Annotated in this window: 8 protein-coding genes; 4 read left to right on the forward strand and 4 right to left on the reverse strand. The window is 54.2% G+C overall.

Annotated elements, in window-relative coordinates; all coding sequences use genetic code 11:
- Positions 1-58 precede the first annotated feature (58 nt).
- From SH467x_RS16350 to SH467x_RS16365, 4 genes are all read left to right on the forward strand, one after another.
- The gene (locus tag SH467x_RS16350) at positions 59-1744 is read left to right on the forward strand and encodes a sulfatase-like hydrolase/transferase (protein ID WP_482368174.1); all 1686 of its coding nucleotides are present in this window, start codon (positions 59-61) and stop codon (positions 1742-1744) included.
- 59 nt (positions 1745-1803) lie between these two features.
- The gene (locus tag SH467x_RS16355) at positions 1804-3054 is read left to right on the forward strand and encodes a metallophosphoesterase family protein (RefSeq protein WP_482368175.1); all 1251 of its coding nucleotides are present in this window, start codon (positions 1804-1806) and stop codon (positions 3052-3054) included.
- Positions 3051-6629: an ATP-binding protein gene (locus tag SH467x_RS16360; RefSeq protein ID WP_482368176.1), complete on the forward strand. Its 3579-nt coding sequence runs from the start codon at positions 3051-3053 to the stop codon at positions 6627-6629. The genes SH467x_RS16355 and SH467x_RS16360 overlap by 4 nt, the downstream gene beginning before the upstream one ends.
- Before the next feature lie 900 nt (positions 6630-7529).
- A complete protein-coding gene (locus SH467x_RS16365; RefSeq protein ID WP_482368177.1) occupies positions 7530-7871 on the forward strand; it encodes a hypothetical protein in 342 nt (113 codons plus the stop codon).
- A 233-nt stretch (positions 7872-8104) separates the two neighbouring features.
- Here the strand turns inward: SH467x_RS16365 and SH467x_RS16370 are convergent, their stop codons facing one another.
- From SH467x_RS16370 to SH467x_RS16385, 4 genes are all read right to left on the reverse strand, one after another.
- On the reverse strand, positions 8105-9199 hold the full coding sequence (locus SH467x_RS16370; RefSeq protein WP_482368178.1) for an NADH:flavin oxidoreductase/NADH oxidase: 1095 nt from the start codon (positions 9197-9199) through the stop codon (positions 8105-8107).
- 66 nt (positions 9200-9265) lie between these two features.
- Positions 9266-11107: a translation elongation factor 4 gene (lepA, locus tag SH467x_RS16375; RefSeq protein ID WP_482368179.1), complete on the reverse strand. Its 1842-nt coding sequence runs from the start codon at positions 11105-11107 to the stop codon at positions 9266-9268.
- Between the two features lie 85 nt (positions 11108-11192).
- Positions 11193-12230, reverse strand: a complete 1038-nt coding sequence (locus tag SH467x_RS16380; RefSeq protein WP_482368180.1) for an ROK family protein — start codon at positions 12228-12230, stop codon at positions 11193-11195.
- Between the two features lie 101 nt (positions 12231-12331).
- Entirely contained in the window at positions 12332-15121 is a 2790-nt protein-coding gene (locus SH467x_RS16385) for an O-antigen ligase family protein (RefSeq protein ID WP_482368181.1), read from the reverse strand.
- Positions 15122-15469: the final 348 nt, after the last annotated feature.

Genomic DNA, 15469 nt, shown 5'->3' on the forward strand with positions numbered 1-15469 from the left:
CAATTCTGGTGGCCTGTTTCTGCACCATTTCGACCTCTCCCTTCGCACAGGGTTTCCGATGATCCGAATTCGAATTTTAATGGGGCTGACGCTATCGATCGCGAGCCTTTCTGCACTGCGTTCCGAGTGTGTCGGAAACGAGATGGCGGCGAAGAAAAATGTGCTGTTGATCTGCGTCGATGACTTGAAACCCATTCTCGGATGCTACGGCGATGCGATCGCCAAAACACCGAACTTAGACGGGCTTGCCCAACGCGGGGTCTTGTTCGAAAAAGCATATTGCAATCAAGCGGTTTGCTCCCCGTCTCGAAATGCCTTGATGTGCAGCCTCCGGCCGCAATCTCTTGGAATCTACGACTTGGCAACCCACTTTCGAAAGACGGCGCCCGATGCAGTGACACTCGGCGAATATTTTCAAAAGTTCGGGTACAGGACGGAAGGGATGGGAAAGATCTTCCATGTCGGACACGGAAACTATGACGATGCACGCTCATGGAGTATCCCCTCGTTTCGACCTAAAGGGAGCAGCTATGCATTGCCAGAAAGCACGGAAGGAGCCCGGTCGAGCAATAACGGACCTCGAGGGGCTGCTTTTGAATCAGCCGATGTCCCAGACGATTTTTATAGCGATGGCAAGATTGCCGCAGAAGCAGTCGCGAGATTGAAAAAAGCGTCGGAGGCTCCTGATCAACCTTTCTTTATGGCCGTCGGCTTTCTCAAGCCACATTTACCATTCGTTGCACCAAAGAAGTACTGGGACTTGATCGATCCCACTCAAATTCAGCTTGCGAAACGCATGACGGCACCGGATGGTGCTCCCGTTTTTGCAGCGCAATATGGTGGTGAGTTGCGAGCGTACAAAGATATGCCTGGACAAGGGGCGATCGATGAGAATACCCAGAGGACATTGATTCACGGTTACTATGCTGCCACGAGCTATATGGATGCTCAAGTCGGAAAGGTGTTGGCGGAATTGGAACGTTCTGGCTTAAGTCAGAACACGATTGTTGTTCTTTGGGGGGATCACGGATGGCATCTTGGCGATCATGGAATGTGGTGCAAGCATACGAACTACGAGCAAGCGGCTCGCATTCCGCTCATCGTTTCCGCCCCGGGGAAAAAGCGGGGGATGAGCACGTCCGCATTGGTCGAGACCGTAGATCTCTATCCCACGCTTGCGGAACTAGCCGGACTTCCCGCACCGGATCGTATCGATGGGAAGAGTTTCGCCGCGATTCTCGATAATCCTCGACAGTTGGCTCGCGATCACGTGATCCACGTCTATCCACGCAACGCCCCAGGGATTGGACAAGTGATCGGGCGCGCGATTCGAAATGACCGTTACCGATTGGTGGAATGGAAGAAGGCTGGAGCGCCGGATACAACGGCCGAGTACGAATTGTACGACTACGCAACCGATCCGCTTGAATCAAAAAACCTCGCGGTTGAACAACCCAATGTCCTCGGGGAGATGAAGAAATTTTTGGCGATGCACCCCGAGGCTATACCGCAGTGGAAAGACCCCAATGCGGTCGACGGCCAGTCAGCCAAAGCAGGAAAACCAAAACAGGACCGCAATGCGATGTTCGATCGCCGTGATGCCAACCGCGACGGCTCATTGACCAAAGATGAGTTTATGCAAGGGCAACCCGATCCCGACGAGGCCCCCAGTCGGTTCGTTCGTTTCGATAAGGATAAGAACGGAGTCCTGTCACGCGACGAGTTTGTCAACTCAGGCAAGTAACGGAGGTTCTGCCTCATGCCTTTTGTCGCCGTACTCACTGAATCATCCCTAGGAGGACCATGTTCAAATTCCTGCATGCAGCAGATATCCATCTCGATAGCCCCCTCAAGGGATTGGAGAAGTACGAGGGAGCTCCCGTTGACGAAATTCGTGATGCGGCTCGTAAAGCCCTTACGCGACTCGTCGACCTGGCTATCGAACAACGCGTCGCCTTTGTACTAATTGCAGGAGACCTCTACGATGGCGACTGGAAGCATATCAATACGGGGCTGTTTTTTGTTTCGCAGGTCAGTCGGCTTCATCGGGAAGGGATTCCGCTTTACCTCATCGCGGGAAATCACGATGCGGCCAACCGGATGACCAAATCGCTAAATTTACCCTCCAATGTCGTTGTTTTCCGAAGCGATGCTGCGCACACCGAGACGATCGAGTCCCTTCAGGTCGCGATCCATGGTCAGAGTTTTGCCACTCCCTCGGTGACGGAAGATCTATCGGCGGCCTACCCTCCTCCGCGTCCAGGGTACTTGAACATCGGTTTGCTCCACACCTGCGCGGCAGGACGCGAAGGCCACGAACGTTACGCGCCTTGCTCGATCGATGCCTTGAAACGGAGTGGGTACGATTACTGGGCTTTGGGGCACGTTCATCAGCGTGAAATACTTTGTGAATCACCCACCATCGCTTTCTCAGGCAACATCCAGGGCCGGCATATTCGAGAGACTGGACCGAAAGGGGCCTTCCTCGTTACCGTTGAGCACGAACGCATTGCCAAAGTGGAGTTTCAAGCGGTGGATGTACTGCGTTGGGAGTTGGTGAGGGTCGATGCGACCGGAGTGGAAACGGAGTCCGATCTGCTGCATCGGATTCGCGTCGCGCTCGAGCAAACAATGCGCCTCCATCCAGGTATGACGCTTGCGATTCGGGTGGAAATGATCGGGAGGACTCCGTTGCACGAATCCCTGCTCGCCCATCGGACCAAATGGATCGGCGAGATCCGTTCGTTGGGACTGCAGGTCGGCATCGATTCCGTTTGGATCGAAAAAGTGATGCTGAACACAACGCCGCTGCGAGATCCTGCGGAACGAACCAAGCTGAGCGACGACGCTCGCCAAGAACTCGAGGAACTGTTTGAGACTTTGGCGACCCAAGGGGCTCTGGCAAAGGAATTAGGAGAAGACTGTCTCAAGAGACTTCCTGCTGAACTGCGGGACTCGCTGCCCATCGAACAAAGTCAGTGGGTGGCAGATGTCGTCTCAGAAGCCCGTTCGCGCCTTATGGAACGATTGCAAGGAAAAGAGGGGACGGCATGAAGCTCCTGCAACTGGATTTGCTGGCTGTCGGTCCCTTCACTCAAGTCTCGCTTGATTTTTCAAACGGGAATCACGGGCTCCATTTGGTATTCGGTCCGAACGAAGCCGGCAAAAGCTCCGCGCTCCGCGCCATTACCGACTTCTTTTATGGATTTCCATCGAGAACGTCCGATGACTTTCTGCACCCCTATAAAAACCTAAGGGTCGGCGGTACGGTTGGCCACTCCGATGGTACGGTGCAGCGATTAGTTCGGAGAAAGGGGAATCAGAACACGCTCCGAGACGAATCGGATACGTCGCCTGTGTCCGATGAAATACTTCGCAAGTACCTCGGAGATGTCGATCGCACGGCCTTTGCCACCATGTTTGGTATCAACCATGAATCCTTGCGGAAAGGAGGCCAGGACCTAGTGGCGGGCGGGGGAGAGATCGGCGAGGCTCTCTTCGCGAGCGCTGCAGGACTTTCCGAGTTAAGGTCGGTTCAATCCGGGCTCTCGGAAGAGTTGCAATCTTTGTTCAAACCGCATGGGCCAGGCGGAACGTTGGGGGCAGCAATCAAGGCTTATGATGGGGCGCGCGAAAAGCGGAAGCGTTCTTTCGTATCCTCTGAGATTTGGGAAAATCATCGCGCGATGATGTCCAGCGCGGAACGCCGACGCGAAGAAACCAGCCAGGAGATTCAACGCAAACAGGCGGAGATTCTTCGCTGGAAGAGGATTCTTCGCTCGATTCCCTTGGTCGCCGCATGGAACGATACAACCGAAAAACTAGCATCCGAATTGGATATCCCGCTCGTCGACCAGGAGTTTGGAAAACGAGCTCAGAAGCTTCTCCTCGACTGGAAGCAAAACGAGACACGAATCTTTCACTTGCAAGAGAGGCTTTCGGAAATCGAGGAACAACTCGATGCACTCCCCAATCAAAACGATCTCTTGCTCGAACAAAATCAAGTCGAGGATCTCAAGAAAGAGCTAGGAGTGCATCTGAATGCGCAAAGCCAGCTCCCTCGTTTGATTTCCTATCGGGACGACCACGAACACAAGATTCGGCAACTGCAACGCGAGATCGGTCGACCGGTTGAGCCGGTTGATATGGAGACGCTGCGTGGACTCCTTTCCCGACAGACTCGCATTCAAGAGTTGGGGAACAAAAAGGAAGGGCACGAGGAACGGCTTCGCGCCACGCAAAATGGACTCAAGAAACTGAGCTTGGATATTCAAGCTGCCGAGCTACAGATTTCGCAACTGACTGTCGCTCCGCATGCTCCCTCGCTTCATGCGGTCCTTCGCAAGATCTCGCGCGAAGGGGATTTAGAAGAGGAATGGACGCAGCGACAAAGCGAACTGAACCTTCTTCGCAGCAACTTGGAGTCGATTTACTCAGCAATCGATGCTCCAAAATTGAAATTGCACGAACTCCTTTCCGTGGACCTTCCCTCCCGATCCGTCGTGGAGCAATTTGAAGACGAAGAGAGAGCGATTGCGGAGGACATCAAAAGAATCGATTTGACGATCCGTGATTTGGAGCAAGCCAAGGCGAATACAGATCAGAAGCTGGCGTTGCTCGAAGCGGGCGAGATTGTGCTCACGTTAGACGATTTGAAGAAGGTGCGAGAAGATCGAGATGAGGGGTGGAGGATCATTAAAAAGGAAAGGCGAAACGATTCCTCTCCGCTTGTGGAGCCAGTGGAGTTTCTTCCAACGTCGGCGGTCCAAGGCTCTCTCGACGAAGCGTTCGAATCTGCAATGCACAGAGCGGACGATGTCTCGGATGCCCTCCGCAACGATGCCGACCGAGTTGCAGCCAAAACGCAGCTGCACGTCGAAAAGCAAGGGATCGATGTGAAGATCCATCAACAGCGTACTTGGATGGCACGCGCTGTGGCTGAGCGTGAGAATTGGAATAGACGATGGATGCAAGTATGGGACGCGATCGGAATTCCTTGCCGAATTCCCCGAGCAGCCAAGGTATGGCTTGACCAAGTCGACGAGCTTCGTCGAGCACAGTTGACGGTCGAACAAAAGCAACGTGCCCTGCAAGAGCTAGAGCTGCGAAGTCGAAAGGTTACCGACGAATTAATCGCGGTTCTCCGTCTCGCAGTGGAAGGGGGAACGGAGGAGTTACCGACTGGTCTTCTCGCTCTTACGGATTATGCGACGAAGGTCGATGAGCGAGCCAAGCAAATCGAGCGCGATCGAGCGCAGTGCGAAGCAATATTGATCCGAGGAAGGTTGGACTTGGAAAAAGCCAAGGTCGACGTCCAGGATTGCCAGGCGACGCTCGATCAGTGGATGCGCGATTGGGGCGATGAGATGAAGAGATTGATGCTCCCTGCCAATGCATCACCCTTGGAGGCATCGCAGGTACTCCACACGCTGGAGAAGATTCGTGATCACGAGACGCAGCGTGCCGATTATCAGAAACGAATCATTGGAATCGAGCGAGACTCGAACGCTTTTCTCAAATCGCTTCATGCTTGTGTCGAGAGGATTGCGACGGAGGGGATGGGGGAGACGGAAGATGTGCAGGTACGGATGCTCGCGCAGAAGATTCAAAAGGCGAGTAACGAAGTCGAGGAACGTCGTCGCCTGATGAATGAACACTCTCGTATCCAACATGACCTAGTCGAGCTGCGCGCTACCCACGATGTGACGCAATCGACTATCGGCCGCATGCTGAAGGAAGCGAATGTGTCCACACCAGACGAACTCTTGCACGCTGCCGAGCGATCCCATGGAAAGCGGGTCTTGCAGGAGAGATTGCAGACGCTGGAGGAGAGCCTTCGGGCCGAGTGTGGACTCAGTGACTTTTCGGAATTCTTATCTGAAGTCAAGCTCGCCGATGGAGAGAAAGATGGAATCGAACCCCGCATCCAGCAGCTTGTATCGGAAATCGCCATTCTCGAAACGGAGAAGGAGAAGTCAGTCGATGAATTCCATCGCGAAAACAATGCCTTAGATCAATTGCTCCGTCAGGAAGACGTACTCGATGCCGCTGCGGATTGCGAATCGTTGGCAGCAACCATCGAAGAGCAGTTTCGCGAATTGATGGTGCTTCGCATTTGTTCTCACGTCTTGACCACGGGTATGGAGCGATTCCGAGAGAAGAATCAAGGACCGGTGCTCCAAGCAGCGGGGGATGCGTTTGCGAAGATGACGCTCGGCGCCTACCGTGGTCTCCGGGTGGATTGGGATGAAACCGGCAAAGCGGTCATGGTAGGAGTACGCAATGGGGAGGGTGAAGAACGGCAGGTGCATCAGATGAGCGATGGGACTTGCGATCAGCTATACCTCGCTCTCCGGCTTGCATGTCTAGAAAATTGGTTGTTGCATCACGAACCCATCCCGTTCATTGTGGATGATATTCTCGTTCACTTTGATGACGACCGGAGCGCTGCGACATTAGAACAATTGGCAGCCCTATCGGAGCGGACGCAAGTCATTTTCTTCACGCACCACGAGCACCTCCTGGAGCTTGCGCAATCGACTCTACCCGCCCACCGATTGTGCATTCATCGACTTGGAAGGTCAGATTCGCGAAGATGCGAAGAAACGGAAAAACCCTGCGATTCTTGAGATTCCACTGCACGAAAGCAGTGGTACCAAAGCAGTGGTAAGCGCGGCCCTTCGACGCTGCAGAACATTCTGGAAAAATGCGTTCGAGAACTCGGCGCTATTAGGCGAGTTGATGGTGCGGCGAGAGTTTCTCTGAGGTCCACTTCGTGCCATCGATGAACCTAGACCACTAAGAACGAAGCCAACTCATTAAACGGATCCGCCGATGTGGGGGCACTGGGATGACCGAAGTTGGTTTTCCCGGCATTTTCTCTATGTGTTTTTTGTGGGGGTAATTCCCTGCGAGTCTATCGCTCGAGGGGCCGCAAGCTGGCGGCCAGCGAGCCGCTTGCGAGCAAGAAGATGCACCGTGGGCATGGAACTAGATTTATAATAGCAAGTGAAGATCCGTGCGTAGACTCCACCTTCGGTGGCGCGTGTACGCCTGCGACTGACTGGTAAACGAATTGTTGACGAGCAGTTGAGAGTGGACCGTATGTCGGCCCTCATCGCTTAACAGTCAGCCGATAGGCGTACACGTAGGAATGCGCAAGCAGTTCATGAATCGGCTCTTACGATTGGATCAACGAATCGACTAAAAAAGGTGCCTTCGCCTTTCGCTCGATCGCATAGCGCTCTTAGTCCCGGTAGGGACGAAACAAAACGGGGCGAAGTAGATGTGATCTCTGTGGGTATGCGCCCGAAGCTTGAAGCACGAGACTGGAGTAGGGTATTACCCGATTCAGACTAGCGAACCAGGCATATGACATTGCACATTCTCCCCCTCAACCCCAGCCCTTCTCCCCCGCAAAGCCGGGGGCGAAGGGGGCCAGAATTATCGAGGATGAAATCCTCGGTTCGAGATCGCTGCAAGCGGCGTTGGTATTGGTTACAATAGCGGTTATGCACCCCCAAAACGCCATGTTTAAAACAGCTCCAGAGTTCCGCTCCGCGCGCCCCCGCACGGGAGAACCAAATGCAACCTTCGGTTGCACCGAAGCGACTACTCCTGCTTGGCCGTGCTTCCATGTGCATTCCATCGACGCCAGCGTTGGTCAGTCCCCTGATGAAGCCACCACTGCGACTTGGCGCTACCAAAGCAACCAGCAATTTTCAATCACGGCAGTAACGACTTCTTCGGGCTCCGTAGCCGAACGCTACGCCTACACGGCCTACGGCCAGCCAACCATCCTCGATAGTTCTGGCTCTGTGCTCTCCAGTTCCGCGATTAACAATCGCTATATGTGCACAGGGCTCGTTTGAACGAATCGTTCAACAAAGGCGACCATGTTGGGAGATCGGATCGGAGGTAGATACGACGTGTTTCGACGTTGATAAGGATCAAAACAAAGATGTCTCGAAGCGCCTCCGCCAGTTCACCAACCTTTACTGGCGTGTCCGTCAATCTCTCGGCTGATTCTGCTCGAAGGAGCCCCTTGACCCAAACTCCGGTTCCGAAGAGCGAATGGCAAGCCGCAGGGAGGGGAGCGACAGGATTAGCGGTATCGGGCTAGCCAATGCGCATACGGGGCGGGCAGCGTCTGCCAAGCCGCGTCGGCGACCCCTAGTGCCTTGGCGGCTTGGTAAGGCCAATGCGGATCTGCCAGCAAAGGTCGGCCGATGGATGCGAAATCGATTTTTCCTTCTCGGATCATTCGATCGGCGCTTTTCGGACCGTCGATGAACCAGCTGGTCGTGCCAGGTAATCCTGTTTCTTGAAGAACCCTAGCTGCTATTTCTTCGAGAAGATTGGGCCCCCAGGGAATCTGAGCTGTCGGTGTGTTGAAGCCGATGGAAACATCGACCGAGTCGAGCCCTTCGGCTTTCATCTTTTTCAACAAATCGATCGACTCGGCAAGTCGTTCTTCGTCGTTGCCATCGAATTCCACGACGCTAAATCGGGCCGTGAGTGGAAAGCGTTCTGGCCAAACTTGTCGCACCGCGCTCAATGTTTCGATAAGATAACGACCGCGGTTTTCGGCATTGCCGCCGTAGAGATCCGTCCGAGCATTGGAATACTTCGACCAGAAATTCTGTGCAAGGTAGCCGTGCGCGAAGTGGAGTTGAAGCCACTCAAAACCCGCGTCTCGCGCTCGTTCGGCCGCTTGAACGGTACAGTTTTGAACGCGACGAATTTCATCCAGTGTCATTTCTTGAGGCACGCGCGAGAGATTCGCGCCGAAGGGGATCGCGGAAGGAGCGATCGGTGTCCAAGAGTTCGGTTGACCTTCGGGGATGTGATCGTCACCTTCCCAAGGCCGATTCGCAGAGGCCTTGCGTCCTGCGTGGGCAATCTGAATTCCAGGAACGGCTTTCCAGTGCTTGATCGAGTGAACGATCGGCTCCAGTGCAGCGGCTTGTTCGTCGTTCCAGAGTCCCGCATCGCCCCAGCTGATTCGACCTTCCGGTGAAACCGCGGTCGCTTCGAGGACAACCAATCCGGCTCCGCCACGGGCCAACGAAGTGTAATGGACACGGTGCCAATCGTTGGCAATCCCCTCTTCCGACATGTATTGGCACATCGGAGAAACAGCGATACGGTTGAGGAGGGTTACATCTTTGAGAGAGAACGGGGCAAACAATCCTGGCATAATGCTTCGAACCTGGAGGTACGACAAAAGTGACAAAACGACGAGTACAGGCGGAGCGATTCGTAGTTACTTGTTATCAGCACCCGTATCGAGCACTGCCATGAACGCTTTCTGTGGGATATCGACCGAGCCGATCGATTTCATGCGCTTCTTACCTTCACGTTGTTTGGCCCACAGTTTGCGTTTCCGAGTGATGTCACCACCGTAGCATTTGGCCGTCACATTTTTGCGCATGGCTGGGACGGTTTCGCGTGCGATCACTCGGGCGCCGATTGCCGCTTGCACAGCGACTTCGAACATGTGGCGGTCAATTTCCTCTTTAAGTTTTTTAACAACGGCACGGCCTCGACGGTCCGAATCGCGTCGATCGCAGATCACGCTCAAAGCATCCACTCGCTTGCCATTGACCAGGATGTCCATTCGAACCAAGTCGGCTTGCTCATATCCGATGATTTCATAGTCCATCGTTCCGTAACCACGCGTTGCACTTTTGAGTTTGTCGTGCAAGTCGTAGATGACTTCCGCGAGAGGCAAATCATAAGTGACGAGAGATCGCGTGGCGGATAGATACTCGTTCCCTTTCAATATGCCGCGACGGTCTTGGCAGAGCTTCATCACAATACCGATGTACTCTTGCGGTAGGACAAAGTTTACGCGAACGATCGGCTGTCGAAACTCTTCAATGTCTCCGGAGTCGGGAACCTCTTGAGGGCGATGGATCTCGAGTTTTTCCCCATTGCGCGTGATGATTTCATAAGTCACGTTGGGGGCGGTTTGGACCAAGTCCAGGTTGCATTCGTTTTCTAATCGCTGTTGGATGATTTCCATATGAAGGAGTCCGAGGAACCCACATCGGAAACCGAATCCCAGGGCTTCGCTGGTCTCAGGGGCGAATTCAAACGATGGGTCGTTGATCGCCAGCTTTTCCAACGCATCGCGAAGCTCGGTGAATTCTTGTCCATCGCTCGGATAGAGGCCGCAGTAGACCATCCGTTTGGGGGGCTGGTATCCTTCGAGAGGTTTTGCGTTGACGTCGTTGGCCAACGCGACGGTATCCCCGATGCGGACGTCTTTGAGGGATTTGATGTTGCAGATCAAGTAACCCACTTCACCGGCTCGCAGTTTGTCGCAGGCTCTGCGTTCGGGAACGAACTGGCCGATTTCAAGGACTTCGTAGTTGGCACCGACGCCCAAGAAGCGAACTTTATCGCCTCGTTTGATCTCCCCTTCCATCAACCGGACGTAAGTAATTGCGCCCCGATAGTCGTCGTAGTGGGAATCGAACACCATCGCTCTGAATGAAGCCTCTATATCTCCGTTCGGTGCAGGGATGCGTTCTACGATGGCAGCGAGTAATTCGTCGATTCCGATTCCAGATTTGCCAGAGCATTTGACGATCTCTGTCGGGTCGATCCCGAGGACATGCTCCATCTCCGTGGTGACTTCATCGATACGTGCGTGGACCAAGTCCACTTTGTTGATCACGGGAATGATCTTCAAATCGTGGTCCATCGCGGAATAAGCATTTGCGACCGTTTGTGCTTCGACTCCTTGAAAGGAATCCACCAAGAGCAAAGCCCCTTCGCAACAGCTTAAAGAGCGGGAGACTTCGTATTGAAAGTCGACGTGACCCGGGGTATCGATCAAGTTCAGTTCGTAGGTCTCACCTTTGTACTTGTAGTTCAGCGAGACCGCCTTGGCTTTGATGGTGATCCCGCGTTCGCGTTCCAGGTCCATCGCGTCGAGGAGTTGCTCCTTCATTTTCCGGATTTCAACGGTTCCGGTTCTTTCGAGGAGACGGTCTGCCAAGGTGCTCTTGCCATGGTCGATGTGCGCGATGATGCAAAAGTTTCGGATATTTGCTAAAGGGATCTCGCCTTGCTTGAGGCCTGCTTTGACTGAACTCATGGATGCGACCTATTGATATCTTTTTGTTTAAGTTTATTCCGAGGCGATCGACTTGGAGCCATTTTCCCAACGCCAGAGGCATCGGTCATTCGCTCTCTTTTTCGTTTGACGAGTGATCGACTCGCGCGATCCCTGCAGCACCAAGGTATCCGGCGTCACCGCCCAAGGATGCGAACTCGACCCGAGTCCCTTGTGCCACATATTCAAAGCTCCTTTGGTGGAACGAACGAATCGTCTCCGTTAGGAAACGTTGTCCGATAGGGCAATCATTTCCCCCAAAGTCCATTGCTCCACCTAAAACAACCAGTCCAGGATCGAGGATGTGAACCAGCGTCGCAATTCCGATTCCCAAGTACTCTGCTGTTTCATCGATCAATTCCAAGCTGAACGAATCTTTCTGCAGAGCCGCTTCGTAGACACGTTTTGCGGTAACGGGTTGTTGGAGCGACTGAAGAGAGCTAGCTGCACCTGCAGCAAGCTTCTCCTGGGCTCGAGCGGCGACAGCGCTGGCGCTCGCATAAGCCTCCAGATGCCCTCGTCCTCCCCCCCACACGCACAACCGTGCCTCGGGCGAGGAGTCAACAATCAAATGTCCGCATTCGCCGCCGAAGCTGTTCTGTCCGACTACCAATCGATCGTCGACGATCACGCCGCCTCCAACGCCAGTCCCCAAGGTCAACATGACCATGCTGCGGTACACCCGACCGGTCCCGACCCAGAACTCCCCAAAAGCGGCTGCATTGGCATCGTTTGCAAATGAAACCGGTAACCCGATTTCTTTTTCTAAACAGGCGACAATGGGAAAGTGGTGCCAATGTGGGTGATTTGGGGGCTCGATCAGCATCCCTTTGGGAATATCCTGACTGCCAGGTGTTCCTAAACCGGCGCGACGGACGTCTCGAAGACTCAACCCCAGTTCGGCAAGCATTTCGTGGCAAGTCGCAGCGACGCGACGCATAGCATCGGCGGGCCCGCGCGGCTCCTCGGTAGGGATCGCACGAAAGCCAACCGTATTGCCATGATCGTCCACTAGCCCGATTTTGATTCCTGTCCCACCAACATCGATTCCAAAGACGAAGGGAGAATGAGCTTCTGCGATATTCAGGATGGGCTGGGAGGTCATAACGTCAGCAAAAGGAACGATTTGCGGCTTGGAGCAAGCATCGCGGTACGGGAAAAGTATAGGTGAATTCCCGCGGTTCCCATAGGCTTAATTTCCCGGCCCTAACGGAGTCGATTGGCTCGCAATCTGTTGCGAAACGATTGGACCATGGGATCGCTGGGGGCTAGTCGAAGCAACTCTTCGGCCACCGATTCGGCCCCCAATAGATCCTGGTTCTCAAGGTAGCAGTTGGCGAGCCGCAGTCCGACGGCCACATCGGTGGGCATAAAGCGACGCGCCCCCTTGAGATGCTCGATTTCTTGATCCAGATTGCCAAGGGCTCTCGAGGCATCGGCCAACCACAACTCCCTTTTACCGATCGGCAACTGGGACCCATCGAACTTTTCGATCGCTAATTCCCAAAGTTGCCGATTCAAATCCGGGAATTTCTCTTTGGTGAAGACGGACCGCGCTAGCGACTGGAGAATATCGCTGCGAGGGGGGAAGATCGAAATATCGATGTTTTCGGGCTCTCGTTCCACCAGCAAATTGCGCGCTGTGGCAATGGAGGAACTGGGTTTGGTGCGCATGGATTGCTTCCAAATCGTGTCCAACTGCTCATCAGTGAGCTGTTGTCGAAATAGTAGCGCCGAGTTGATCATCTGTTTAGGCACATGCCGTCCGAGCATATCCACCGGGGAGATCAGACGCGACATCTCGTTGCGAGAGCATTGAAGCGTTGCTAGGCAGCGTCCCCAACAGGCTCGCCAATCGAGGGGGGCCATCCATTGACTTCTCGCATAAAACACAGACGCTTGCTCAAGCCCTTCCACGGCAGGTTTCCCGCCCGCTTGCTCGACGAGGATCTCTTGAGCCTTGTCTGATGTGGATCGGTCCAAGCCGATTTGAAGCAAAAGTGGATCAGTCGTATGCCACACTTGTTGCCAGTTCACATTGCCAGGGGCTTTATTCATCTGGTTTCGTTGAAAGTCATACAAACAGGCGTCGGCAAGCAAACGGAGCGCAAGCGGATTCTCCTTCAACGCATCGGCCCCTAACTTCCACTGCGAAAGCAGTTTTCGGAATCGATCCGGAGATTGCTCTTCAATCGGTTTGCGGGATTCACTTTTCACCCACCACTCCATCGATTCACTTGCGGCCAGATTCGCCAAGTCTGGTTCTACTCGCCAAGCCATTGCACCCGAAAGAAGGGCTAGTCCGGAAATCGACACCATGGCTCCCCACGGTCGAGGCTTCGCGATAGGTTTCGCCATCGATTCGAGCTTCCCTCGTTTGTCGGCGTATTTGCTGGACATCGCGCAGGCGCGGCGCAGCGAAGCGCCGGCCGCTCCAAACAGGATCGACGTTGGGAGGAAGAGGGCGGGGACGATCATTGCAAAGTCCACTGCGGAATGAGCGCATTGGCTGATCAGCAGATAGCCTCCTGCCAGTTTCATGGGGAATCCATACTTCCAGACATCGCCGGGTACTCGGCGCTGGATGGATAGGAACGACGCCAAGATTCCCAGAATCATCAGGAGGAGACCGAACCACCCGAGGTCGACCGCGCACTGAAAGAACAGACTTTCAGGGTGGTAGAACCAACCCGGTGACGAGGGGTCCTGAAAAGGAAGGTATGCGAAGTGGAACGTACCGAGCCCGCTACCAAGCCATCCGTAGAACAGCATCGCTTTCCATGCGACCCCCCAAATGTAGGTTCGGCCATTGATCGCATCTTCCTCGAGATCGAATTCGGCCAAGCTCTGCAGGCGGCCATACACGTCTTCATCGACCTGCAATGCCACCATGCCTCCCACAGAGACAAAGATCAAGAGCGTCGATACGATTGCTCCCCCTCGCCCTCGACTCTTGTAGTGCGCTATCATCGCAGCGCCAATGACCGCAACGACGGCCGCGACCACCGCACCTCGGCAAAGACTCATCAGAAGCGCGACGACAATCAAAATCAAACAAAGAAGGGAAGCGATTTGGGCCGTATTGAGGTCGGCAAAAAAATCCTCCACTGCACCTTTCAGCTTCATAAAGGTGTTCTCTTCCGATACGCGGTAGCGGACATCCATCTTTTTCCGTTTGAGATGGATGAGCGTCCACGCAAACAGACCGATCGCGCCAGCCAATGCAATGTTCAGAAAGCCACCCGCGGAGTTCTTCGACTGAAACGAAGCGAACGAACCTCCCGTCCGGAGACCCAAAATATTGGTTTCCTTGTAGGACAAGGCTCCTTGGATTCCAAAAGCGGCGACGGCAACTCCGGTGATCGTGATGGTAAGGAACAACCAGAATTGCCCCTGTCGGGAACTAAACACTGCGGCTCCGCACCAGCAAAGTAGTGCGCATAACAGAAGTGACACCATCGCGCCGCGAGAGTGAAGGGGCTCGATACTGCGGGTCAAAGGGGACGAGGCAACCTTTTGTAGATCGCACGGGATTTGATTTGCGACAAAGGAATCAGGTTGAATTGTATAACCGTCGATTGGAGGTGGCGCAGACGAGATCCCCAGTGCCCAACGCTGCACTTGCACACTAGGTGGTGCGTTGGGGGATTCAAGCAAATCGTATTGAGTCGATGTCTGGTAGGCTGCGATGGCGAACAGTGCAAGCAAAAACCATGACGCCGCCGGGAGCCCTGGAAGTTCGCTGGAACGGATGGCCGCGACCAAGACATACAGCAGGGCGGCAATCGCGCCCGCGAATAACCCCCAGTTCAAAAAATACTGGCTCGTCCAAGGAGCAGAGCCGTAAAACCAAGGGGAGCCAAGGAGCATGGCGATACAGCCGATGCGAATTGGCCAAGCGACGAGCGTCGTCAACCAGTCATCTTTCCTCTCCCGCGATTTCGACGCGCTTCGGCTCGAGCGTCCACGCCCTTTGTCAGCGCGGGAACGCTGCATGTTTCGGCTAGAAGAGGAAGAACTCCGTCTCGAACGCGATGTGCGGCCTGATTCGTGTTCCGACTTCACATCTTCGTTAGGCTGGGGGTCGCTGTCCATCATTCTCCGTCTTTCTCGAGGCATCGAAGCATCTTTAGCCTAATCTCCAAGAAGGGCAAAAATGGAGGCTTTTGTAAAAACAGGTAAGTCTCACGGGATTGATTCTTGAGCATGCGGCACGATCGATACAGGAGAGCGTTCCGGTTTTCGTGACAAATTCGCCAATGTTGATGCGGTCGTTACATAGATTAAACTCTGCCACCTCCGATACCGATACTTTCCAGCAATGGGGCTTCCTGGGTCTGCGTG

The sequence above is a fragment of the Brakhagea slesvicensis genome (genome assembly GCF_052161625.1).
Classification (GTDB): Bacteria; Planctomycetota; Planctomycetia; order Pirellulales; family Pirellulaceae; genus JBKCUI01.

Excerpts from the sequence above, each read along its gene's own strand:
- SH467x_RS16350 (WP_482368174.1), top strand. The coding sequence starts at position 59 with ATGATCCGAATTCGAATTTTAATGGGGCTGACGCTATCGATCGCGAGC.
- SH467x_RS16355 (WP_482368175.1), top strand. The coding sequence starts at position 1,804 with ATGTTCAAATTCCTGCATGCAGCAGATATCCATCTCGATAGCCCCCTC.
- SH467x_RS16360 (WP_482368176.1), top strand. The coding sequence starts at position 3,051 with ATGAAGCTCCTGCAACTGGATTTGCTGGCTGTCGGTCCCTTCACTCAA.
- SH467x_RS16365 (WP_482368177.1), top strand. The coding sequence starts at position 7,530 with ATGTTTAAAACAGCTCCAGAGTTCCGCTCCGCGCGCCCCCGCACGGGA.
- SH467x_RS16370 (WP_482368178.1), bottom strand. The coding sequence starts at position 9,199 with ATGCCAGGATTGTTTGCCCCGTTCTCTCTCAAAGATGTAACCCTCCTC.
- lepA (WP_482368179.1), bottom strand. The coding sequence starts at position 11,107 with ATGAGTTCAGTCAAAGCAGGCCTCAAGCAAGGCGAGATCCCTTTAGCA.
- SH467x_RS16380 (WP_482368180.1), bottom strand. The coding sequence starts at position 12,230 with ATGACCTCCCAGCCCATCCTGAATATCGCAGAAGCTCATTCTCCCTTC.
- SH467x_RS16385 (WP_482368181.1), bottom strand. The coding sequence starts at position 15,121 with ATGCAGCGTTCCCGCGCTGACAAAGGGCGTGGACGCTCGAGCCGAAGC.